This is a genomic window from Sinobaca sp. H24 (assembly GCF_023845525.1).
In genome coordinates, this window is sequence record NZ_JALBWT010000017.1 from 79,709 (window position 1) to 102,911 (window position 23,203).

15 protein-coding genes and 9 pseudogenes are annotated in these 23,203 nt (G+C 41.6%); 21 read left to right on the forward strand and 3 right to left on the reverse strand.

Going from position 1 to position 23,203, the window contains the following annotated elements:
- The 17 genes and pseudogenes from MMY81_RS19655 (at position 1) to MMY81_RS19755 (ending at position 14,408) form a co-directional block, all read left to right on the forward strand.
- Positions 1 to 630: pseudogene (locus tag MMY81_RS19655) on the forward strand (bifunctional 4-hydroxy-2-oxoglutarate aldolase/2-dehydro-3-deoxy-phosphogluconate aldolase).
- Between the two features lie 42 nt (positions 631 to 672).
- Positions 673 to 882: a TRAP transporter small permease gene (locus tag MMY81_RS34345; protein WP_308215409.1), complete on the forward strand. Its 210-nt coding sequence runs from the start codon at positions 673 to 675 to the stop codon at positions 880 to 882.
- 389 nt (positions 883 to 1,271) lie between these two features.
- Positions 1,272 to 2,547 (forward strand): annotated as a pseudogene (locus tag MMY81_RS19665) (TRAP transporter large permease).
- Positions 2,548 to 2,571: 24 nt separating this feature from the next.
- Positions 2,572 to 3,720: pseudogene (gene dgoD, locus MMY81_RS19670) on the forward strand (galactonate dehydratase).
- Positions 3,721 to 3,743: 23 nt separating this feature from the next.
- Positions 3,744 to 5,940, forward strand: a pseudogene (locus MMY81_RS35565) (dihydroxy-acid dehydratase domain-containing protein).
- Positions 5,941 to 5,949: 9 nt separating this feature from the next.
- Positions 5,950 to 6,898: pseudogene (locus tag MMY81_RS19700) on the forward strand (U32 family peptidase).
- 128 nt (positions 6,899 to 7,026) lie between these two features.
- Positions 7,027 to 7,787: pseudogene (locus MMY81_RS19705) on the forward strand (IclR family transcriptional regulator).
- Positions 7,788 to 7,871: 84 nt separating this feature from the next.
- Positions 7,872 to 8,773 (forward strand): annotated as a pseudogene (locus tag MMY81_RS19710) (fumarylacetoacetate hydrolase family protein).
- Between the two features lie 101 nt (positions 8,774 to 8,874).
- Positions 8,875 to 10,338, forward strand: a pseudogene (gucD, locus tag MMY81_RS19715) (alpha-ketoglutaric semialdehyde dehydrogenase GucD).
- A 67-nt stretch (positions 10,339 to 10,405) separates the two neighbouring features.
- Positions 10,406 to 11,008, forward strand: coding sequence for a fumarylacetoacetate hydrolase family protein (locus tag MMY81_RS19720; protein WP_252314183.1), 603 nt, complete (start codon positions 10,406 to 10,408; stop codon positions 11,006 to 11,008).
- Complete coding sequence (locus MMY81_RS19725; RefSeq protein ID WP_252314184.1) at positions 10,890 to 11,300, forward strand: fumarylacetoacetate hydrolase family protein; 411 nt, start codon at positions 10,890 to 10,892, stop codon at positions 11,298 to 11,300. The genes MMY81_RS19720 and MMY81_RS19725 overlap by 119 nt, the downstream gene beginning before the upstream one ends.
- Before the next feature lie 162 nt (positions 11,301 to 11,462).
- Complete coding sequence (locus MMY81_RS19730; RefSeq protein WP_252314185.1) at positions 11,463 to 12,506, forward strand: TRAP transporter substrate-binding protein; 1,044 nt, start codon at positions 11,463 to 11,465, stop codon at positions 12,504 to 12,506.
- Positions 12,507 to 12,845: 339 nt separating this feature from the next.
- Positions 12,846 to 13,244 (forward strand): MATE family efflux transporter, encoded by a 399-nt coding sequence (locus MMY81_RS19735; protein WP_252314186.1) that lies wholly within the window; start codon positions 12,846 to 12,848, stop codon positions 13,242 to 13,244.
- 2 nt (positions 13,245 to 13,246) lie between these two features.
- Positions 13,247 to 13,495 carry a hypothetical protein gene (locus MMY81_RS19740; RefSeq protein ID WP_252314187.1) on the forward strand — a complete coding sequence of 83 codons (249 nt, stop codon included), beginning with the start codon at positions 13,247 to 13,249 and terminating at the stop codon, positions 13,493 to 13,495.
- 28 nt (positions 13,496 to 13,523) lie between these two features.
- Positions 13,524 to 13,712: an MATE family efflux transporter gene (locus MMY81_RS19745; protein WP_252314203.1), complete on the forward strand. Its 189-nt coding sequence runs from the start codon at positions 13,524 to 13,526 to the stop codon at positions 13,710 to 13,712.
- Positions 13,713 to 13,882: 170 nt separating this feature from the next.
- On the forward strand, positions 13,883 to 14,029 hold the full coding sequence (locus MMY81_RS19750; protein ID WP_252314188.1) for a hypothetical protein: 147 nt from the start codon (positions 13,883 to 13,885) through the stop codon (positions 14,027 to 14,029).
- A 154-nt stretch (positions 14,030 to 14,183) separates the two neighbouring features.
- Positions 14,184 to 14,408, forward strand: coding sequence for a type II toxin-antitoxin system Phd/YefM family antitoxin (locus MMY81_RS19755; RefSeq protein WP_252314189.1), 225 nt, complete (start codon positions 14,184 to 14,186; stop codon positions 14,406 to 14,408).
- Positions 14,409 to 14,462: 54 nt separating this feature from the next.
- On the opposite strand, the gene MMY81_RS19760 is transcribed toward MMY81_RS19755, so the two are convergent.
- The gene (locus tag MMY81_RS19760; RefSeq protein WP_252314190.1) at positions 14,463 to 15,578 is read right to left on the reverse strand and encodes a type II asparaginase; all 1,116 of its coding nucleotides are present in this window, start codon (positions 15,576 to 15,578) and stop codon (positions 14,463 to 14,465) included.
- A gap of 241 nt (positions 15,579 to 15,819) precedes the next feature.
- On the opposite strand from MMY81_RS19760, the pseudogene MMY81_RS19765 reads away from it, so the two are divergent.
- Positions 15,820 to 17,573: pseudogene (locus tag MMY81_RS19765) on the forward strand (glycoside hydrolase family 3 N-terminal domain-containing protein).
- Between the two features lie 246 nt (positions 17,574 to 17,819).
- On the forward strand, positions 17,820 to 19,406 hold the full coding sequence (locus MMY81_RS19770; RefSeq protein ID WP_252314191.1) for an L-lactate permease: 1,587 nt from the start codon (positions 17,820 to 17,822) through the stop codon (positions 19,404 to 19,406).
- Between the two features lie 115 nt (positions 19,407 to 19,521).
- On the opposite strand, the gene MMY81_RS19775 is transcribed toward MMY81_RS19770, so the two are convergent.
- Positions 19,522 to 20,262, reverse strand: coding sequence for a nucleotidyltransferase (locus MMY81_RS19775; RefSeq protein ID WP_252314192.1), 741 nt, complete (start codon positions 20,260 to 20,262; stop codon positions 19,522 to 19,524).
- Positions 20,262 to 20,438: a hypothetical protein gene (locus tag MMY81_RS19780; RefSeq protein WP_252314193.1), complete on the reverse strand. Its 177-nt coding sequence runs from the start codon at positions 20,436 to 20,438 to the stop codon at positions 20,262 to 20,264. The genes MMY81_RS19775 and MMY81_RS19780 overlap by 1 nt, the downstream gene beginning before the upstream one ends.
- Positions 20,439 to 20,862: 424 nt before the next feature.
- On the opposite strand from MMY81_RS19780, the gene MMY81_RS19785 reads away from it, so the two are divergent.
- Both MMY81_RS19785 and MMY81_RS19790 read left to right on the forward strand, forming a co-directional pair.
- Positions 20,863 to 21,765 carry a macrolide 2'-phosphotransferase gene (locus tag MMY81_RS19785; RefSeq protein WP_252314194.1) on the forward strand — a complete coding sequence of 301 codons (903 nt, stop codon included), beginning with the start codon at positions 20,863 to 20,865 and terminating at the stop codon, positions 21,763 to 21,765.
- A gap of 226 nt (positions 21,766 to 21,991) precedes the next feature.
- Positions 21,992 to 23,203: SulP family inorganic anion transporter (locus MMY81_RS19790; protein ID WP_252314195.1), on the forward strand; the 1,212-nt coding region annotated here is incomplete at its 3' end.

A 23,203-nucleotide genomic window follows, 5' to 3' on the forward strand; every position in this document is an offset into this window, starting at 1 on the left:
ATGGGGACAACCATTGAAGCTATTAAAGAAAATCAAATTACAGCAATTATAAGGGGCGCAAAAACTGAATCCATTGAAGATATAGCATCTGCTCTACATAAAGGCGGTGTAAAAACACTCGAAATAACTATGGAAACTCCTAACGTATTGAAAGTTATAGAAAATCTTCGAATGAAATATGGCAATGAATTAACTATTGGAGCTGGTACCGTATTAGATGCAGAAACAGCTAGAGCAGCTATTATGGCTGGAGCTCAGTTATATTTTCTCCCACTGTAAACATTGAGACAATTAAAATGTCAAAAAGATATGGAGTAATCAGTATTCCTGGCGCATTGACTCCTTCAGAGATAATTACCGCTTATGAGAGTGGGGCTGACATTATTAAAGTATTTCCTGCCGATTCTATGGCCCTGAGTATTTAAAAAATATAGCAGGACCGTTTCCATATATTCCCCTAATGCCTACAGGAGGAATTACATTGGATAACATAAAAACATATAAAGAATACGGAGCTGTAGCATTTGGTGTTGGAAGCGCGTTGGTGGACATGAAAAGCCTTGGACGGAAGATGAATCAACCAATTTAATTAAGCGTGCAAAAGCTTTTAAAGAGGCGGTTGATGGGTAGTTTCCCTTGTACCATCATTTCCGATAGAAAGCGGGGAAAAGTATGAAGGTTTTGCGATATTTAGACGAGCATCTTGAAGAAGTGCTGTTAGTAATCTTCACTCTAACAATGGTCATAGTTATTGGACTGCAGGTGTTTATGAGATTTGTACTCAGTAGTTCTTTAGGATGGTCTGAAGAACTAGCGAGATATTGTTTTATCTGGCTTGTTTACATTGGAATAAGCTACGGTGTGAAAAACAACGCCACATAAAAGTAGATGTAATGCTCCTTTTACTAAAAGAAAGAGGCAAACTTATATTACATATGGTTGCCAATCTTTTTTTCTTGCTTTTGCAATCGTTATCATAATATATGGTTACGATGTTATGTCAAGACTTATGCAGACCGGCCAGACTTCTGCTGCTTTAAGTATCCCAATAAGTTTTGTCTATGCAGCCCACCGATCGGTATGGGACTAACTGCTATTAGAATAATACAACAAATCATTAAACAAATAAGAACTCTTCTAGGCAAAGACACATTTTACGTAAAAACAGAGATGGACGATGTGTTGGAAAGAGGCGACGTAGGTGGGGTTATTAAAGAGGATGCTAAAAGACCAAGAACGTAACTAGTTAGGGATGAAGGAGGGAACAATGTATGACAATTGCCGTATTATTTGGTAGCTTTGCAATATTTTTGCTTCTTACTATACCTATTGGTATTTCTCTTGGTCTTGCGACGTTGCTTACCATTTTTATACAGGATCTCTACCGGTTCAGTTTTTAGCGCAAGGGCTGGTTACCTCGGTGGATTCTTTTCCATTAATGGCTGTGCCATTTTTTATTCTTGCTGGAGAAATTATGGTAAGGGAGGAGTATCTGAAAGACTTTTTAACGTTGCCAATTCTATAGTTGGAAATAGAACGGGTGGTTTTGCAATAGCTACAATTATTACATGTATGTTCTTTGCAGCTATCTCAGGATCGGCACCGGCGACGGTGGCAGCTATCGGAGGCATAATGATCCCGGCTATGGTAAAGCAGGGGTACGACAAACGCTTTGCCACAGCTACCGTAGCAGCCGCAGGATCGCTAGGTGTAATTATACCTCCAAGTATTCCCATGGTTATTTATGGGGTGACTGGCGGAACGTCTATTGGAGATTTATTTATAGCTGGAATTATTCCTGGTTTGCTAGTAGGTGGTGCTTTAATCTTTTACGCTTACATTTATTCGAAGAAAATGAATTACAAAGGATTAGATGAGAAAGCCACTCTCGCTGGATTTGGAAAAGCAGTTTGGGAAGCTAAATGGGCATTATTAATCCCGGTCATTATCTTAGGAGGTATTTACGGAGGGGTTTTCACCCCAACTGAAGCAGCAGTAGTAGCAGTAATATATGGTTTGCTGGCTGGAGTGGTTTTTTATAGAGAATTAAAAATTCGTCATTTACCGAAAGTGTTCGCTGATGCTGCATTAACAACAGCAACTATATTAATAATTGTAGGAACGGCAACAGCTTTTGGAAGATTATTGACAATGGAACAAATACCTAATCAGGTCGCAGAAGGAATGCTGTCTATCTCAGAAAATCCAATCGTTATTATCTTATTAATTACTGTGCTTTTACTAATTATTGGATGTTTTATGGATACGTTAGCTTCGATTATTTTTAACCCGATCTTACTTCCAATAGCAGTAACTTTGGGATACGATCCAGTCCACTTTGGAATTATTATGATCGTTAACTTAGCTATAGGATTTATTACTCCTCCCCTAGGAGTTAATTTATTTGTAGGAGCAGGAATATCCGGCTTATCTATTGAGGCTTTGTCTAAAGCAGTTTTCCCATACTTCATTGCAATGTTATTAACGCTGATTATTTTGATTTTCATTCCTGGTCTTTCTATGTATTTACCGTCCTTAATTGATTGATAAAAATTTAAAAGGAGTTGAATTATGAAAATTACTAATCTGGAATGTTTTATCGTTCCACCTAGAGGTGCTTTTTAAAAATCTCCACAGATGAAGGAATAAGCGGTTGGGGGGAACCTGTAATAGAAGGGAGAGCAGCCACTGTAAAACAAGCGGTAGAGGAAGTATCGGAGCTATTAATTGATCAGAATCCATTGAATATAGAAGATATTTGGAATCAATTATATAGGAGTGGATTTTACCGGGGAGGTCCCATTTTAATGAGTGCTATTTCCGGCATAGATCAGGCTCTTTGGGACATTAAAGGTAAATACCACAACGCACCGGTATACGATTTAATGGGGGGTCCCTGTAGAAAGTCAATTAAAGTCTATTCTTGGATCGGTGGAGATAGGCCAAATGACGTAGCAGCAGCAGCTAGTAAGGTAGTAGAGTCTGGATTTGAAGCGTTGAAAATGAATGCTACCGAAGAAATGCAATATGTAGACTCGTATTCTAAAGTCGATGAGGTATTAGAAAGGGTAGATGCCATTAGATCAAAAGTAGGTCCTTATATAGGTATTGGAATTGACTTCCATGGACGCGTTCATAAACCGATGGCAAAAATACTCGCAAAAGAGTTAGAAGCGTTCAGACCAATGTTTATTGAAGAGCCGGTACTGCCTGAAAACAATGAGGGACTTCGAGAGATTTCAAAACACACTTCTATACCTATTGCTACTGGTTGAAAGAATGTACAGTAGATGGGATTTCAAGCCGTTATTAAACAGTGGTTATGTAGACATTATTCAGCCTGATCTTTCGCATGCAGGAGGGATTACAGAATGTAAAAAAATAGCATCAATGGCTGAAGCATATGATATTGCATTAGCTCCTCATTGCCCCTTAGGTCCTATCGCGTTAGCTTCTTCTCTGCAAGTGGATGCCACTTCTCATAATGCTTTTATTCAAGAACAGAGTCTAGGCATCCATTATAACCGAGGCAATGATATTTTGGATTATTTAGTAGATAAGAGTGTATTTGAATATGAAAATGGTTCTGTCAGCCTTCCGAAAGGCCCTGGTTTAGGCATAGAAATTGATGAAAAATACGTAAGAGAAAAAGCATTAGAAGGGCATGCGTGGAAAAACCCTGTATGGAGACATAACGATGGAACCATAGCGGAATGGTAAATAAATAGTAAAGGAGTGATTGTATGAGTCTCTTTCCTCTTATTAACAAGGGTACGAATCCTTACGAGAAAATGTGCAGGGTAAAGCAAATGAACCTATTACTGTAGCTGGTTTACTAGATCGCTCAAAGCAAACATTGGGCAACACTTACGAAGGTGGAGTCCCAGATTGGTCTTTAGATGAAATTTATAGACGCCTGGAAAAGAATGCACCAAGAATTGCTATTATTGGTGGATCTTCAGATCATCCTGCGCATATTATGGATTTTCAAACTTCTTCTCGAGCAGCTATTAGAATTTGGCAGAATGGTGGAGTACCTTTTTATTTTTCGACACCGGTAATGTGTGATGGGACGGCTCAAAACAATCAGGGAATGAGCTATTCATTACAAAGCAGAAATGCTGTAGCTCAAATGATTGTTAATCAGTTAGAAGCGCATAGTTATCATGGGGCATTCGTTATTCAAGGATGCGATAAACAACCTTTAGGAGTAGTAAGCGGACTTGCTCATTTGGATCGTCTTCGTCAGGAACAGGGAGAAGCTCCCTTTTTTGCAACATTTGCCCCCGCACACGTATTACAAGGAGGCACTATTCCGGAATATCTTGCAAAGGAATTAAAAGAAGTATGTGACAAAGCTGTCATCAAGGAGATCCGGATATAGCAGATGATTTGTATGATGCTATGGATTATATTTTGCAATGTTCTTCTAATACAGCTTTCCAAGGCGTTCTCGAAAGAGCGGTGGAAAGAGAAATTATTTCAAAAGAAGAACATAAGTACTTTGAACAGGCGTTAGCAGTGAATACATGTGATGGAGCCGGCGGTGTGTGTGCCTTTAATGGTACAGGAAACAGTTCACGTCACATTGTAGCAGGTTTTGGTTTGGTTCATCCTGCAGTAGAATTACTCACAGCAGCTCCTGAACAAAGTCAGATAAACCAGTCAATCGATAGTATGGCAGCATTATTAATAAAGAAGAGTATGGGGTTTCAAGGCTGGCAGCCGCTAATATACGTAATGCTATACGTATTCATAGCGCATCGGGAGGATCAACAAATCTTATGATGCATATTGTTTCCGCTATGGTATATGGTGGATACCGTTTCAGCCTTTGGGATCTAGATAAGCTTCATCATGAGTATCGAATTCCGGATCTATTTAATTACAGTTTTGACTGAAGGTCGGGATATTTTCCAATTAGCCATGCAGTGCTGTGACAGTGATAGTCGGAATGGAAAGTTTATTTTATGAACTTATGCAAAATGATATTCCGATGGATGTTAATGCATTGACTGTGACGGGAGAAACTGGGGTGAAAGGTTAAAAGATAAAAGTAATCTTTCAGCTGATAATGTAAAAGATAATCCTATTATATTATCTAAACCCCGCAGAGCTTTTAGTGGAGTGGATGTACTTCAAGGTAATTTTTTTGAAAGCGCTGTAGTGAAGATTAGTGGTATGCCAACCCTGCAGCTCGATCAGTTTGATAAGAAAACTTCCCAAGTTCTTTATTTGAAAACGAAAAGCAGGCTAATGATAACTTGTTAAACTCAAATTTGTTAGATGAATTAAAAGAGGCTCAAATATTTAAAAAGAATTTATTGCATGCTCAACTTCATTACAATGAACCAGAATCAGCAAATGCCTACAAGGATTCCGATTACAACACATTATTTGAGTATATGGTAGGAAGCGGATCATTAAAAATCGCAGTAATTATAGCGGGACAAGGACCGGAAGCTTTCGGTATGCCTGAAATGTTTACTCCTATGCAGCAATATAAATGCAAATAAAAGGCTGAAAAAATTAGCTACTATTATTAGTGATGGAAGATACTCTGGTGTTACTTTCGGAGCAGCTATAGGACACATGACTCCTGAAGCGGAAAGGGACGGGGGTATTTTATATCTTGAAAATGGAGATATTCTTTATCTTGGATTAAGAGAAAGAAGGATAGAATTTGTAGAAGCTGAATCTTTCTTGAATAATACACTTAAAATTCTCTTTTGAAGGTATTCGAAAAAAACGTCAAGAAATAGCTTCTAAACGAGCGAAAACTTTTAAGAAAAGACAAAAACCATTGCTGCCAGTAATAGAATGACAGGCCATACGGATGCAGCTAATGGAGTTGTACCATTTCCAGTTTGGGATGAAGCAACAGAAGATTATATGCCAACTTTAAAGAAATCAGAACCAATTCAGAAAATTAATAAATAGGAGGATAAAATGGAAAAAACTAGAGATTTTATTGAGCAATTGGGTTTTCCGAGAGGGGATTGCAATGACCTTCCAACTTCGAGTAAAAGGTTCCCAGATGGCGCTCAATATAGAGTAGAAATACCTAGCGTAGAAGGTCCAAAAGCACTTCAAGCTGTAATAGAAATGAGTGAAAAATATGAAATAGATATACATCGAGTATCTCAAGGTAGTGGAATTATGCTGCAGACAGATGAAGAAATTAAAGAAATGGTTGAGTTAGGTGAAAAAGAAAAAATGGAAGTAAGCTTGTTTGTAGGACCAAGAGGATCATTTGACATCTCAGCTATGCAAAAGGCAAGTTCTGGTGGAGTAGCAGGCATACGATCTCAAGGAGTAGACCAGCTTGTTTATGCATTAGAGGATGTAAAAAGAGCCTGCGATTTAGGAATCAGAAGCATTCTTGTGGGAGATGAAGGCGTTCTGTGGTTGTGTAATGAAGCAAAAAAAGCTGGTGAACTACCAAAGAGTTAATTATTAAAGTCTCTGTACAAATATCTCATCCTAATCCTGTATCTGTGAAATTGATGGAAGATATAGGAGCGGATACGTATAATGTTCCAACTGATTTAACATTAGCCAGACTAGCTACTATTCGTCAGGCAATTGACATTCCTATTGATATCTATATTGAGGCCCCAGATGATATTGGAGGATTTATAGACATTATGATATACCGGAAATAATTAGAGTAGCTTCACCGGTATATATTAAATTTGGTCTCCGTAACGCCCCTAATATTTATCCATCAGGAACTCATCTTGAAGATTTGGCGGTGAAATTAACTAAAGAGCGGATGCGCCGGGCAAAAATTGGCCTCTCACATTTGAAAAGATATGGAGGAGAAAATTTTATCACTTCTGAAAAAGGGGCAAAAGGGCTCGGACTCCCAGTCACTGTAAAACAGACTCATAATTAAGCTAATTATTATTTATGATTATTAAAAGACTAATTTTATGTATTTAGTTCCCCTTTATTTTTAATTTTTCTCATGCTTCGTGATATGATATACGCACATGTTTACCACAATAAAGGGGGAAGTTTTAAATGCCCATTATACAATCTGTTGATAGAGCTTTAAAAATATTAGATCTTTTTGATGAATTTGATTCAGAATTAAAAATAACTGATATTAGTGATCGTCTATTGCTTCACAAAAGTACAGTGCATTCGCTATTAAAGACGCTAAAAAAACATAATTACATCGAGCAAAATACAGAAAATGGAAAATACAGACTTGGAATGAAAATATTCGAACGAGGAAATTTTGTTATTCATAGTCGGGATATTAGGTCAGTAGCTAGAGAGTATTTATTTTCGCTTTCTAAGGAAACAAATCAAACAGTTCATTTGGTTATTCAAGATGGTAAAGAAGGCGTGTATATAGATAAAGTGGAAAGTTCTGCAGCTACAGTACTTTATTCGAGAATTGGCAGAAGGATTCCGCTTCACTGTAGGGTTGGAAGGCGCTTATTGCTTTTCAGTCTGATAGAGAAATTGAAAATATCCTCAAAGACTATGAGTTTATTAAACGTACAGAAAATACTATTACGAATAAAGAGGATTTTCTTATTGAAATCGAGAATATTAGAATAAATGGTTATGCTGAAGATAATCAAGAAAACGAGCCAGGCATCAGATGTGTAGCTATTCCTATTCGGGACCATTCCGGTGAAGTTATAGCCGCTATTAGTATCTCAACACCGCCAATGAGAGCTACAGAAGAAGATATTCAGTATTTTGTTTCTCTTTTAAAACAAGCAAGCACAGACCTTTCGCAAAAATTGGGTTATGGATATCAACTTTAAAAAGTTAAAAGTGATTAGTTTGTAATCTATTTTATATTATATTTTAAAAACTTAATTTTATATTATAAAACAACGGAGGTAATTATGAGAGTAATTCGTTATAAAGAAGTAGATGGGTCACAAAAAGTAGGTGCGTTAACTACAGAAGAAAAATTTATAATCTCCCATTTGAAAGCGTTCTAGATTTATTTGAATCAGCATCTACACATAATATCAATGCCACTGAACTAATAGAAAATTTAATACAGGAAAAACAGCCATTAGAGAAAAAAATTGATGATCTCGATCTTCAAGTGCCTATAGAAATAACGGAAGTTTGGGCTTCTGGAGTAACTTACCAAAAAAGTAAAGAGGCAAGAAATTATGAAGCTACCGGCGGTAAGGATGATGCAGCTACCTTTTATGATAAAGTGTACGATGCCGAACGACCTGAGATATTTTTTAAGTCTACAGGACCCAGAGTAGTTGGTCCTAACACAGATGTATATTTACGAACAGATTCTAATTGGCAGATACCAGAGCCTGAACTAGGCCTGGTCCTCAATAAAGAAGGAGAAATTATAGGTTATACAATTGGTAACGATATGAGCTCAAGAGATATTGAAGGGGAAAACCCTTTATATCTTCCTCAAGCAAAAGTGTGGAAGCACTCTTGTTCCATAGGTCCCAGTATTCGTCTTGTAGATTCAGTTAAGGATCCATATGAATTTCAGATTATTTGCAGAATATATAGAAAGGAGGAAAAAGTATTTGAAGGAGACGCTATGGTGAATCAATTGAAGCGCTCTCTTGACGAGTTGGTTGAATATTTAGTAAGAGATAATCAAATGTTTGATGGAATGGTACTGCTAACTGGTACATGCATTGTTCCTCCAAATGAATTCACATTAAATGATGGCGATTATATTGAAATTGAAATACCTGGAATCGGCACTTTGAAGAACCCTGTAAAACAGCAAAGCATTAGTAGAATTGCTACTTCATAATAGGAGCTTAAGAGATAACTATTAGTCTTAAAAGACTGGGTGGGCGGCAGGCGGATTAGGGAGAAGTATTTTACATTCTATTCTTAGGAAGGAAGATGAAAATGACAGTAAGCACAGATAGTAAAACGTATTTGAATTTCATTAATGGAGAATGGGTAAAGGGGTCAGAAGAGAGCACTGCAGAAATTGTAAATCCGGCAACTGGAGAAGTTATTGCCAATATCCAAAAGTCTACAAAAGAAGATGTTGAAAAGGCAGTAGATGCAGCTGATAAGGCTAAAAAAGTCCTGGAGAAAACTTTCTGCTCCTGAAAGAGGCAATTATCTTTATAAGGCTGCCGATATTTTGGAATCAAGAGTAGAGGATATAGCAAAAACAATGACAATGGAGATGGGGAAAACTTTACCAGAAGCAAAAGGGGAAACTTCAAGAGGAGTAGCAATTCTTCGTTATTATGCAGGCGAAGGTATGCGTAAAGTAGGAGACGTTATTCCTTCTACAGATAAAGATGCTTTAATGTTTACTACTAGAACACCACTTGGAGCAGTTGGGGTTATTACACCTTGGAATTTTCCAGTAGCTATTCCTATCTGGAAAATGGCTCCTGCTTTAGCGTATGGAAATACTGTCGTGTTAAAACCGGCAAGTGAAGCAGCAGTTACAGCAGCTAAAATAATAGAATGCTTTGAAGAAGCTGGATTTCCAGAAGGGATTGTCAATTTTGTTACAGGATCTGGTTCTGTTATAGGCCAGGGTCTTGTAGAAAACCCTAAAATAGCAGGAATAACATTTACAGGATCCGATGTAGTAGGGAAACAAATTGGTCAAGGGGCTTTAGCAAGAGGGGCTAAATATCAACTTGAAATGGGAGGGAAAAATCCAGTTATTGTTGCTAATGATGCTGATATTGATATGGCAGTAGATGCAACCATCAGCGGAGGATTGAAGTCGACTGGACAAAAGTGTACAGCGACCAGCAGAGTAATTGTACAAAGCGATGTGTATGATTTATTTAAGGAAAAATTGATTTCTAAAGTGAAAGAAATAAAAGTAGGCGATGGATTGGAAGAAGGAGTATGGATGGGACCATGCTCAAGTAAATCGCAAATGAATACAGTGCTTGAATATATTGAAAAAGGTAAAGGCGAAGGGGCATCGTTAATTCAAGGTGGCAACAGGTTAACGGAAAATGGAATGGATAAAGGATATTTCGTTGAGCCTACTGTATTTGAACAAGTAGATAGCAAAATGACTATTGCTCAGGAAGAAATATTTGGGCCAGTACTTGCACTAATGAAAGTAGATAGCTTGGAAGAAGGTATTGAACTAGCAAATGATGTCGAATTTGGACTTAGTGCTTCTGTATTTACGACGAATATTCAGAGCATGTTGAATTTTGTTGGGACATGGAGGCTGGATTAGTAAGAGTGAACGCAGAAAGTGCCGGTGTTGAGCTTCAAGCTCCATTTGGAGGTATGAAAAAATCCAGTTCTCACTCTAGAGAACAAGGGGAAGCAGCCATTGAGTTCTATACTTCTATAAAAACAGTATTCGTTAAAGGATAAATATAGTGAATAAATTAGAGGACAGTTGGTTCTGTCCTCTCTTATTCTATGAGAAAGGATAAAGATAATGAAAATCGTACAATTTTATAAAAGTGGATATATCCATCTAGGTATAAAAAAGAACAATCGTTTTTTTGATATTACTTCCGCTAATCGTTCTGGCCGTGCTATGTCTATAGCAAACTCCACACTCGAATTAGTAAAAGGCGGAAAGCAGGAGATTAAAAAAATAGAAAGCATTTATGAGAAATATAAAGACATGGATGGATTCTATATTGAAGAAAATGAAATAGTATACGCACCATGTATCTCTTCTCCGGAAAAAGTAATATGTATAGGTTTGAATTATGCAAAACACGCAAAAGAGAGTGGAATGGAAAAACCGCAAGAACCAATAGTTTTTAGCAAGTTTGCTAATACGCTTGCTGGCCATCAGGAAAACATTAAAATACCTATAGAAGCTAAGAAAGTTGATTATGAAGCTGAACTTGCAATAGTAATTGGAGAAAAAGCTAGAAATATAGATGAAAATGATGCATCGGAATATATATATGGCTATTGCGTCTCAAAACGATGTCTCTGCAAGAGATTTACAATTCAAATCCAGTCAGTGGCTTTTAGGAAAAAATTGCGACGGCTTTGCTCCAATAGGGCCTTTGTTGATTACTAAAGATGAAATTGAAAACGTAAACAACTTAAATATTAGAACATATGTTAACGATGAAGTCCGCCAAAAATCGAATACAGCTGACATGATTTTCAGCTGTGAAAAGATAGTAAGTTACCTTTCAAAATATATGACTCTACACCCTGGTGATGTAATTATGACAGGAACTCCTGAAGGAGTTATTATGGGCTTAAGTGAAGAACAGCAGATATGGTTGAAAAGTGGAGATAACGTTAAAGTTGAAATAGAAGGAATAGGTATTCTTGAAAACAATTTTATAAATGAATCAAAATGATATTGTGAGAATTTTCAATAAAATATTGCATTTCTAGATGAATTAGACTATTCTTAGGAAAGAATAAGCTTTCAATGTAAATTGAAAGCGCTTAACTTGTTTTATAATGTAAACTTAGTTTTATATTATAAAACAAAAAGATTACAAAAGGGGGCTTTTTGTTTGAAAAGAAAATGGAGCTTTATGATAATGGTTTTTATACTTATTTTAGTTATGGCAGCATGTGGCGGCGGAGATGATGAAGGTGGAGAAACAGAAGGGTCCGAGGGTAATGAAGCTTCAGGAGATCAGCAGAATTTAAGAATAAGCATTGGTGTAAATGATAGTCATCCTGAGTATGAAGGTGCTGTACGTTTTAAAGAACTTGTAGAAGAACAAACAGATGATTTTAACGTAGAAGTATATCATTCAGGCCAAATAGCCGATGATAGGGCTGCAGTTGAAATGCTTCAGCTTGGTACTCTAGAGATAACTATCCCTTCAACTTCTCCAATGGTAAACTTTATCCCTGAATACGGAGTATTCGATTTGCCATTTACCATTCCTAACGAAGAAGTTGCCGATCAAGTACTTGATGGTGAATTTGGTGATGAAATGTTAGATATGCTTGAAGATCAGGGTTTAGTAGGACTAGCCTGGTGGGAAAACGGATTTCGTAACTTAACAAATGATACTCGTCCTGTTGAATCTGTAGACGATTTAAACGGTTTGAATGTTAGAACAATGGAAAATGATATTCATATGGATGCATGGTCTGCCATGGGTGCTAATCCAACTCCAATGGCATTTACTGAACTTTTCACAGCCATGCAGCAGGGAACTATTGACGGTCAGGAAAACCCGTATCCAACTATTGAAACTAGTAATTACGATGAAGTACAACAATATCTATCAGGTACAAATCATGTGTATACTCCTTTCGTTTTCTTAATGGACAAAGAATTATGGGATGGGTTTACAGAAGAACAGCAGACAATTATTGAAGAAGCTGCATTAGAGGCGGGAGAATACAACCGTGAAAGAAACCGTGAAGTAGCTGAAGAGAGTTTGGAAACTCTTCAAGAAAATATGGAGTACAGTGAAATTTCTGAAGAAGAATTAGAACGCTTCCGTGAATCTGTAGAACCTGTAATTGAAAATAGTAGAACGGATTTAGGAGACGAAGTTGTAGACAGGTATTTGGAAGAAATTGAAAAACACGAATAGATAGGGTTTACCTTCTAGAGCATTTAATGTTCTAGAAGTTTTTTTATTTTAACTAAGTTTACTCATAAATAAAGATTGTTATTGGTGATTGACACAACTATACTGGAAGTAATGAAACAGAGCTTACATAAATAACCTGGTTTATATAGAAGGGTTTTATTAATGGTATTTTAGTAAGCGCTCTCTAAAAGTTGTAGAAAGCATAGGAGGGAGATCGTCTGCGTTGATCCGGAAAAATCGGGCATATCTGCCTGGAAAGAAACTATCTCTTTTTCTTATTACCTGGCCTATATTTATTGAAGTGTTTCTGCAGATTGCAATGCAGTTTGTGGATGTGTTATGATCAGCTTTATTTCGGATGATGCCGTCGCTTCCATTGGTGTCGTAAATCAGATTTTCATGCTCACGTTTGTTCTGTTTAATTTTACAGCCATGGGTGCAGGGGTCGTGATTTCGCAGTACACGGGTGCGCACAAAACAAAGGACATCAGTAAAATTGTATCGCACGCGGTGGTATTGAATCTGGCGTTTGGCCTTTTGATTAGTGCGATGATTGTTGTGTTCCGCCTGCCTCTGCTGCAGCTGTTTAATTTGGCACCGGAGCTTGTTACATATGCGGATACGTTCATGCTTATTGTCGGCGGGACGCTTTTTACCCAGGCGATGGTAATGACGCTCTCCGCTTTACTGCAGGGAAAAGGGTATACAAAAGATGTGATGTACGTTGTGCTGGGATGAATGTGCTCAATGTATTTGGAAACTATGTATTTATTTTCGGAGCTTTCGGTTTTCCGGAATGGGGAGTGGCCGGAGTGGCGCTGTCCACGGTAGTGTCGAGGGTACTGGCTATGATTATCCTGGCTGTGCTTCTTTATTTTCGTTTGGAAGTGTCTCTGCGCTTGGAGCGATTTTTACAAGCTGGAACGGAGGCATACGGGGAAAATTCTTCATATCGGTATTCCCTCCGCAGGGGAGCAGCTCTCCTATAACGGAAGCCAGCTCGCGATAACAATATTTATTACCACGCTCGGAGCCGCTGCGCTGTCGACGAGAGTCTATACGTTGAACTTAATGGCTCTCATGATGATATTTTCACTGTCTGTTGCCAAAGGCATGCAGATCTATGTAGGGCAGCTGATTGGAGCTGGAGAAAAAGAAGTGGCGTATCATCAAATGTTCCGGGGGCTTAAAATATCTTGGCCATAGCGCTCCTGGTCGGCGCGGTTCTTGCTTTTCAGGGGAAGCGCTGTTTCAAGTGTTTACCTCTAATAATGAAATTATCGCGATGGGCACGATCCTTCTTTTTATAGGGATCATACTGGAGCCGGGAAAAACCTGTAATCTCATCATTATCAGCGCGCTCCGGGCTACCGGCGATGCGCGTTTACCCGGTAGTCATTGGGATGCTGTTTATGTGGGGAGTCCACGTACCGCTTGCCTACGTGCTCGGTATTCACCTGGAGTTTGGATTGATCGGCATTTGGATTGCGATGACCATAGATGAATGGGAAGAGCCAGTCTGAGGTATATGCGCTGGCGAAGCAGGAAGTGGGAAAGCAAAGCATTGGTGGAAGCATATAAAGATACGGCAGCGGTGCCGTAGTATATTCTCTAAAACGATTGTTCTTTCGCAAAATATAGGTACAATAAAAGTAACGAAATACAAGGAGTGATAGGATGTCTGTTATTACTTATCATGAGGTCCGTAAAAACTTTAAAAGTATTATGAAGCGAGTGAGTGAGGATAAAGAGACATTGACTATTGCCGGAGAAAATGGGAATGCGGTACTGCTGGCAGAAAGTGAATATAACAGTTTACTGGAAACACTCTATTTGCTGCAAAGCCCGGAGAACGCTGAGAGGTTATTAAAATCTATTAAACAACTGGAATATAATGAATAAAAAGCTGCCGGGAAAGAAAATCTCCCCGGCAGCTTTTCTTCTTATAAGTGAATGTTAGTATTCGTTAAAGTATTCTTGTATCTGCTCCTGATCATCTGTTTCTGTAAGAGCAAGCGTCAACAGGATTCTTGCTTTTACCGGATTTAACGTGTCAGCGGTCATAAATTCACTGTCGTCTTCCGGCGTGACAATGCCGCTTCCGGTACGGGAGGATCTTACAACATCTATGCCGCTGGCAGCGACTGTTTCAGCACCCTCTCTAGCATTGGTGGAAAGGCCGCCGTTCCCGGCTCCGGCTATCACAATGCCGTCTATATCAGCTTCGACTACTGCATCATACAAGTACGAGCTGTCACTTTGGTGCGTATAGAGAATATCTACCTGAGGCAGTTCCTCTAAATCAGAAACGTCAAACACAGAATCGGTCGTATGTTTTTTTGTCGTTTCTGTGTAAAACCTTGGCTCTCCATCAATGATGCTCCCCAGGTTACCCATTTCCTCTGACTCAAATGTATCAATATGCATCGTGCTTGTTTTCGTTACATCGCGGGCGGAGCCGATGCGGTCATTCTGGGAGATCATGACGCCTCTGTCTTTTGCTTCTTCGTGTCCAGCTAAGAGGACAGCGTTATACAGATTAAGCTCTCCGTCTGCCCCCATCGCCGTATCCGGCCTCATTGCGCCGACCATAACGACCGGCTTTTCGCTGTCAACGACGAGATTAAGAAAATAAGCCGTTTCCTCCAGCGTATTCGTACCGTGCGTAATGACCACGCCGTCGGTGTCATCGGAAGCAAGCTGTTCATTTACTTCCTGAGCCAGGCCAAGGAGGATGTCATTATCGATGTCGTTACTGCTGACACCAGTAAAATCCTGGCCGGTTACATTGGCAATATCGTTAAGTTCAGGTACTTTTTCGATTAACTCGTTTATTTCTATTTCGCCTGCAGTGTAGTCTGCCAGGTCCGTTCTTTCGTCTCCTACAGCCGCAATCGTGCCTCCAGTTGCGATGATTTCAATATTCGGTTTGCTTTCTTCAGCTGCCTCAGGTGCCTCAGCCGTTTCGTTATTTTCTTCGACCGCAGAATCAGCTTCTACCAACCCCACAGGTTCGCCGGTATACACCGCCCATGCACTTAATCCTAATACCGATGCCAGAGCTACTGGCATTACTGCCGCCTTATGTTTCTTCCTCATAACTGATCGCTCCCTTGTATGTAGTTGTTTCAAGTGTAGCGGATTTTGAGGGAAACATGACAAATTGTGTGACATTTTATAACAATTAATCTTTGCGACAGTAAGTCAAAATGGATGTTGATAGTATCGATTACTACTATCATTTTGTATGAAAGTGTAACAATATGGAAATAAGAAAAGAGCATCTAAGTATAAAAAAGTGGAGGAGATACGTATGGCATCATACAAAGAATTAGTACAAAAGCTGAGTCTTGCAGAGAAAGCAAGCCTGTGTTCCGGACAGAATTTCTGGAACACGCAGAACATAGATGAGCATCAGATTCCCGGATTTATGGTAACTGACGGTCCGCACGGTCTTCGCAAGCAGGGGGGCAGTGCTGATCACCTGGGACTGTCCGACAGCGTGCCGGCTACGTGCTTTCCAACAGCGGCAGGACTGGCGAGCAGCTGGGATAGAGAGTTGATGGAAGGGGTTGGACGCCGTCTGGCGCATGAAGCAGGAGCCGAAGATGTAGCGGTGCTGCTCGGGCCGGGGATTAACATCAAACGTTCTCCGTTATGCGGGCGTAATTTTGAATATTTTTCAGAGGATCCCTACGTGTCCTCCGAAATGGCATCCGCCTATATTAACGCCGTGCAGCAGGAAGGAATTGGTACGTCTTTGAAGCACTTTGCGGTGAATAATCAGGAATACCACCGTCTGACCGTTGATGCCCGGGTGGATGAGCGCACGCTTCATGAGATTTATCTGGCTGCATTTGAAGCAACTGTCAAAAACAGCCAGCCCTGGTCAGTAATGTGCTCCTACAATAAAGTAAACGGTGTTTTTGCTTCAGAAAACCATAAGCTGCTGACGGAACTGCTTCGCGACGACTGGGGATTTGAAGGATTTGTCATCTCCGACTGGGGCGCTGTCAACGAACGGGTGCCGGGCCTCAAAGCCGGAATGGACCTGGAAATGCCGTCCAGCGGCGGCGTGGGAGATAAAGCAATTCAGGACGCTGTTGAAGATGGAACGCTGGATGAAGCCGTGCTTGACCGCACCGTAGAGCGGATGCTTGCTTTTGCAGACAAAGCGGAAAAAGGCCTATCCCAAAAGCGGAGCGTGGATAAAAAGGAGCATCATGATTTTGCGGTGCAGACGGCCGCGTGAATCCGTCCGGCAAGCTGGCAGAAACCTTCCCGGTGACGCTGCAGCAGAATCCATCCTATCTGCATTTCCCAGGCAATAAAGACAGCGTGACCTACGGCGAAGGATTGTATGTCGGTTACCGCTACTACGATGCCAAAGGAGAGACGCCGCTGTTTCCATTCGGCTACGGGCTGAGCTATACGACCTTCTCCTACAGCAGCCTTCGGGTTGACCAGAAGGAATCCGGAAGTACCGATCTTACAGCAACATGCACGATCACCAATACCGGATCCAGGGCAGGAAAAGAAGTGGCCCAGCTGTATGTAACGGATCAGGAAAGCATGCTGGAACGGCCGGAGCGGGAGCTGAAAGGCTTCACGAAAGTGTATCTGGAGCCCGGTGAATCCAAAGACGTAACATTCGAATTGAATGAGCGCAGTTTTTCTTATTATCATGATGGCTTTGCCCGGTGGATTGTGGAACCCGGCACGTTTACTTTATCTATAGGCGCGTCTTCCCGTGACCTTCTCCTCCAGACGGAGGTGGAGATCTCAGAAGATACCCGTCCGATGACCGAGATACACCGTAACTCCACGATGGGGGAAGTGGCGGCTCATCCTGACCTCAAGCCGGTACTTGAGGAGCATCTGTCCTCTCTGGCCTCTAATAACCTATTTGCGCAGCAGATGGTAGAAGACGGCGAAGCAGCCGATCCGATGATGGAAGCCATGATGAAGGAAATGCCGCTCCGCGGATTGATTAATTTCAGCAGCGGCCATTTTACCGAGCAGAACCTAAGAGACCTCATAGAAGCATGCAACGCTAAAATAGATTAACAACGAGAAGAATCCGCAGCGAGGCGGGTTCTTCTTTTTTAATAGACACAAGAAAGACAAAAATGAAATTGAAAGCGATTTCCCATAGTGGTAAAATAGAGATAGGTTAAACTAGTCATCAGATGACCTGATCTTATGAATTAGATTTCCTATTATGTGCTTTACATATAGGTGAAATTTTTTATAGGGGTTAATCTGATTCCTAAAAATGAAAGCGCATTTTTATCCGCTGAAGGAGATACCGTTATGCTAATGCTGACCGCTTTAAGCGCCGTTATTTTTCCGTTTCTTTTTCTTGTTCTGCTGCGCATGCCTGCGATTAAGGGAATGTCGCTGAGCGCCGCTATTGTTATTGTTCTGGCGGTGCTGTTCTGGGGCATGGAAAGCCGGGTTATTTTGTCTTCGATTCTGCAGGGAGCCCATAAGACGCTGACGATCCTGCTGATCTTATTTGGCGCACTTGTTCTGCTGAATACGCTGCGGAAAAACGGCGCGGTGGACCGAATTAACCAGGGATTTCAGAGCATATCGGCGGACATGAGGGTGCAGCTGGTTATTGTAGCCTTTTTGTTCGGATCGCTCATTGAAGGAGTGGCTGGATTTGGAACGCCCGCGATGATTACGGCACCGCTGATGGTGGCGCTTGGATTCAAGCCGCTTGCGGCTGTCGCAACGGCTCTTATTGCGGACAGCTCGGCTGTTGCATTTGGTGCAGTGGGAACGCCGGTCATTGTCGGCCTGAGTACGCTTGACGAAGCCGGAACTGCCTTTTTTCAGGAGGTTGGGGTGACCGTGACGTTAATTGATTTGTTCGGCGGCACCTTTGTACCTTCCATTTTGGTTTTTGTGCTCGTGCTGTTTTTCGGTAAGGGAAAAGGGGTCAAAGAAGTATGGCCTTTGCTGCCATGGACACTGATGATCGGTGCGGTGTATACGAGCTCTGCGCTTTTGTACGCATCTCTGTTCGGTCCGGAATTTGTAGCGATTCTTGGTTCTCTTACTGGTCTTACGGTCGCAGCAATCACCGCCAGAAAAGGCTGGCTGCTTCCAAAAGAAACGTGGACGGATGCGCTGCAGGATGACTTTACGATCGATACGGAAAAATCAGACATGAGCCTGCTTACCGCCTGGTCGCCGTATGTGATTGTCGTCATATTGCTGCTGCTTACGAGAGTCGTACCGCCGCTCGAGGAATTTACGACCAGCGCGATTAACTTATCATGGATGAACATATTAGGCGTGGAGGGAGTGAACTCGGAGTGGGAGCTGTTGTACTCTCCCGGTGCTATCCTGACGGTAACTGCAATTCTCGCTGTACTGATCCACCGCCGCTCGTTCCGCAATTTTACCGCGTCGGCGAAAGACGCGTTATCGACCATTAAGATAACCGGGATTACGCTGTTTGCGACCCTTGCGATGGTGCATGTGTTCAGCAACTCCGGCATGAACGCTAATAATATTATCAGCATGCCTGAGTATATTGCCGAAAGCATGGCCGCGGCCTTCGGACCGATGTGGATCTTCGCGGCCCCGTTTCTTGGCATGCTCGGCTCGTTTATTACCGGCAGTGCCACCGTGTCCACGCTCACATTTTCTCCGATTCAATACAGCATTGCTGCCTCCACCGGCGTGGACGTCAATACAGTATTGGGCGCACAGCTCGTCGGCTCCGGCGCGGGGAATATGATCTGTATTCATAATGTGGTAGCGGCCAGTGCGGTTGTCGGCATGGAAGGAAGAGAGGGCAGTGTCATCCGCAAAACACTCGCACCTGCCATGATTTACGGCGTGCTCGCAGGCATCGGCGGCTTCATCGTGATGAATGTGTTTTGACGGTTGGCTTTGAAAGCGCTCCAGGGAAATGAAAAGATTATGTAATTCACGTCGCGAATAAATATTCTAAAATATCAAAACAAGAGATGGCAAAATGCCATCTCTTGTTCGATAATTATATTTCTTCTCTATGTTTTTTTGCTTCTTTTACTGAAATGTCTCCACGTAGTACTTGTAAATCTAATAAGGATTTTTGTAAATTGTTGGAGGTGTTTCCTTCTTTAAATTCCTGAATAGTTATATTAGTTTCCTCTATAAAATAAAGAATCCTCTCAATATGGTCTTTTGTTAAACCATACTGTTTTTTAGATAGTTGTTCCTTAGTAAAGAAGCGCCAATTCACTTTATCGAACTGAGCTGTCATCATTTTTCTTGCCCATTCCAAATCGGCAGGTGCTCCGGTGTTGACCGCATTAGTCAGTCTATCTATAATGATATCTTCCATTCCAATCATTTTGATTGTATAACCATTATAAAATACTTCAATTACATGATTCTTATCCCCTTTAAACTCACCAGAAGGAAATTCAACATAAATGGCTAAAGAAGAATGGACAAAGTGTCGGTCTACTTTTTCAAAACCAAGAGCTTTCATAATTTCTACAATCTTAGCTTCTTCATCAGAAAAAATATCCAAGTCTCTTGTTGTGTATTGGCCATCAGAGTAAAGTTCAACAGAAGTTCCTCCTACTACAATAGCTTCGATGTTATGAATGGTAAATTGTTCATTTAAAATACCAGCAACAGTTAGAAGAATGTCTCTAATAGATTCATTAGGATTCTCTAACTCGTTTTGATATTGAACCAATTTTTCCAATGCTCGGCGGGAAGATAAAAAATTTATGCTGTCAGTCACTATTTCAAGTTTCTTTCAGATTCGAATTTTTTGAGATAGTAAGCTTCCTCAGGGTCTCTTGGCCTGGTGCGCTTCATTTCTTCTTCTGGGTAAAAGGAAGCACGTGAAACAGCTTTTATCAAAGCTTGATTTTTAGAAGTCGATTCATCTATTTGCTTTACTGTAAATGAACGCATGATGTATGCTCCCTTCTAATTTCTTTCTATTATTATAACATGCAGCAGAAGAATGGTCTGGAAAATACAATGGAATAGACAGCTTCTTTTTATATATATTAGAGATTTTGACTTTCCGATTTTCTCTCTATATAATAAGCAGTACTGAAGGAAAAGGAGGGTTGTTAAAAATGACTGCAGCTATTAGATTGCGCCTTACCGCTTTGAACAAGTAATTTTATACGTTCAAGGGCTCTGCATTTTTCAGCAGAGTAAACGGGAGCAGTCTGCACATTTTTAATAACCTTCACCGGGCATAAGAGTATCCAGGGAAGAAGGGCAGATTTTTCTGCTTTTCTTTCTTTTTTTTATGACTAAAACCAGCAGGATTTGTTCTTTTGTTTGCTCTGAAGTGTATTTATACAAAAAAGGGGAAGTGAAAATAATGAATAAACAGCAAGTAAAGCAGCTTGCCGCACAAAATGGACTGGATGTAATAGAAGACACGCTGCAGGCAAATGAATCAGGTCTGGATTTTCAGGTGTTTCACGCCGAGGACAAAGCGGGAGAAAAGTGGATTCTGCGTATTCCACGCAGAAGCGATTCGATGGCAAAAGCGAAGCAGGAAAAAGCCGTGCTCAATGCGGTAAACTGCTATACATCGATTGAAGCGCCCGACTGGCAGGTTTTCACAGATGAACTGGTTGCGTATAAACAGCTCGGCGGCGTGCCTGCCGGGACGATTGATCCAGCTATCCAAAACTATGTGTGGCAGTTTGATATCGAAAACAGTCCGGACGCTTATCATACCTCATTAGGACGACTGCTTGCGGATCTGCACCGTATGCCTGCGGCACACGTGAAAGAGGCAGGTATCGTTATGCATGACCACATTGAAGCGAGACAATCAATGGCGGCGAGAATGGAAAAGGTCAAGCAGACTTTTGGTGTGAGCCGGGAGCTGTGGGAGCGCTGGCAGAAATGGCTTGCTGATGATGTTCTCTGGCCGGACCATACCGGGCTGACGCACGGCGATGTGCACCCGGGCCATATTCTCATTAATCCGCAGGCGGAAGCGACCGGATTGATTGACTGGACCGAAGCGGCGGTAACCGATGTGTCTCGTGATTTCGCAGCGCATTACCTTATTTTTGGGGAAGCTGGTCTGAATAAAGTAATCGATGCCTATGAGAAGGCGGGCGGCCGTACGTGGCCTCGCTTGGTAGAGCATATTACGGAACTAAGAGCGGCTGAGGCGGTCGTTGTCGCAGAATTTGCCCAGTCTTCCGGCCTGAAAGAGATGGAAGACATGGCCAGGCAGATGCTGGGAGTGGCGGATCCGCAGTAGAATTACGAAAAATAGAGAACGCCGTCCGTTTCGCTTTCTAAGCGTTATGGGCGGCTTTTTATCATCGGATAGCTGAATTGAAGTATTTCCATTCCGTTTTTCTGGAGAAAATACGTTATAATAGGCTTTGATTCACCTATTTTAAAATACAGCAGTTAAATAAAACGATAAATCGTTATACATATTTCGTAAGAACCCGGAGCAGGACAGAAAGCGGGTGAGAGAGATGAATAAATTGGCAGACATCCGTTCTTACGATATCGATACACTCAAAAAAGACAGCCTTGCCAGCCTGACGCTGCTGGTGATGATTATTCCGCAGGGAATGGCATACGCACTGCTTGCCGGCGTGCCACCGGAGATGGGGCTTTACGCGGCCACGATTCCCATGCTCGTCTATGCACTGCTTGGCTCTTCCCGGCATTTGTCTGTCGGCCCGGTGGCAATCACGTCACTGCTCGTGTTTACCGCTGTTTCCGCTTATGCACCGGCGAATTCCGGTGAATATATTCAGTATGTAATTGTCTTAGCCGCCATGGTTGGGCTTATCCAACTGTTGCTGGGGATTGGTAAAGCCGGATTTATTGTGAAATTTATTCCTCATTCGGTGTTCAGCGCCTATACGTCCGCTGTGGCGATTATTATTGGATTGAGTCAGCTGAATCATCTACTCGGGGTAAACTCGGAAGGAAACCTGCGCGCGCATGCGATTCTTTACGATCTGGGCAGCCAGTGGAACAGCATTAACGGCTATACCGTGCTGCTGGGTACCCTGAGCCTCCTGCTGATATTGTGGCTGAAAAACAAATGGCCGCGGCTTCCGGCGCCTTTGCTGGCGATTGTTCTAGCGATCGGAGCGGTCATATTTCTCGGCCTGCAGGATGCCGGCGTTGCGATTGTCGGACAGATTCCGGCAGGACTTCCTATATTCGCTCTGCCGGGAGTAACTGGAAGCATGGTAATCAACCTTCTCCCAATGGCTGTAGTCATTGCATTAATGGGCTTTATGGAGTCCCTTTCCATAGGACGTGCCATCAGCAAAAAAGAACATTACGCGGTGCGGCCGAACCAGGAGCTTAAGGCGCTCGGAATGTCGAACCTGGTCGGTTCCTTTTTCCAGGCCTTTCCCGTGAACGGAAGCTTTTCACGGACGGCCGTCAATCACGAAGCCGGCGGACAGACGAAAGCGGCATCCGTACTGACTGCCGTCGGTGTGCTGATCGTGCTGTTGTTTTTTACCTCGATGTTTTACTACCTGCCCAATGCCGTGCTTGCCGCGATTATTATTTCAGCAGTATACAAACTGGTCGATGTGCATCAGGCGAAGCACCTGTTTGACGTTCGGCCGCTGGAAGGCTGGGTCTGGGTGCTGACGTTTTTTGCAACGCTGGTTGTCGGTATTCAGTGGGGCATTATTATTGGAGCAGTGTTTACGCTG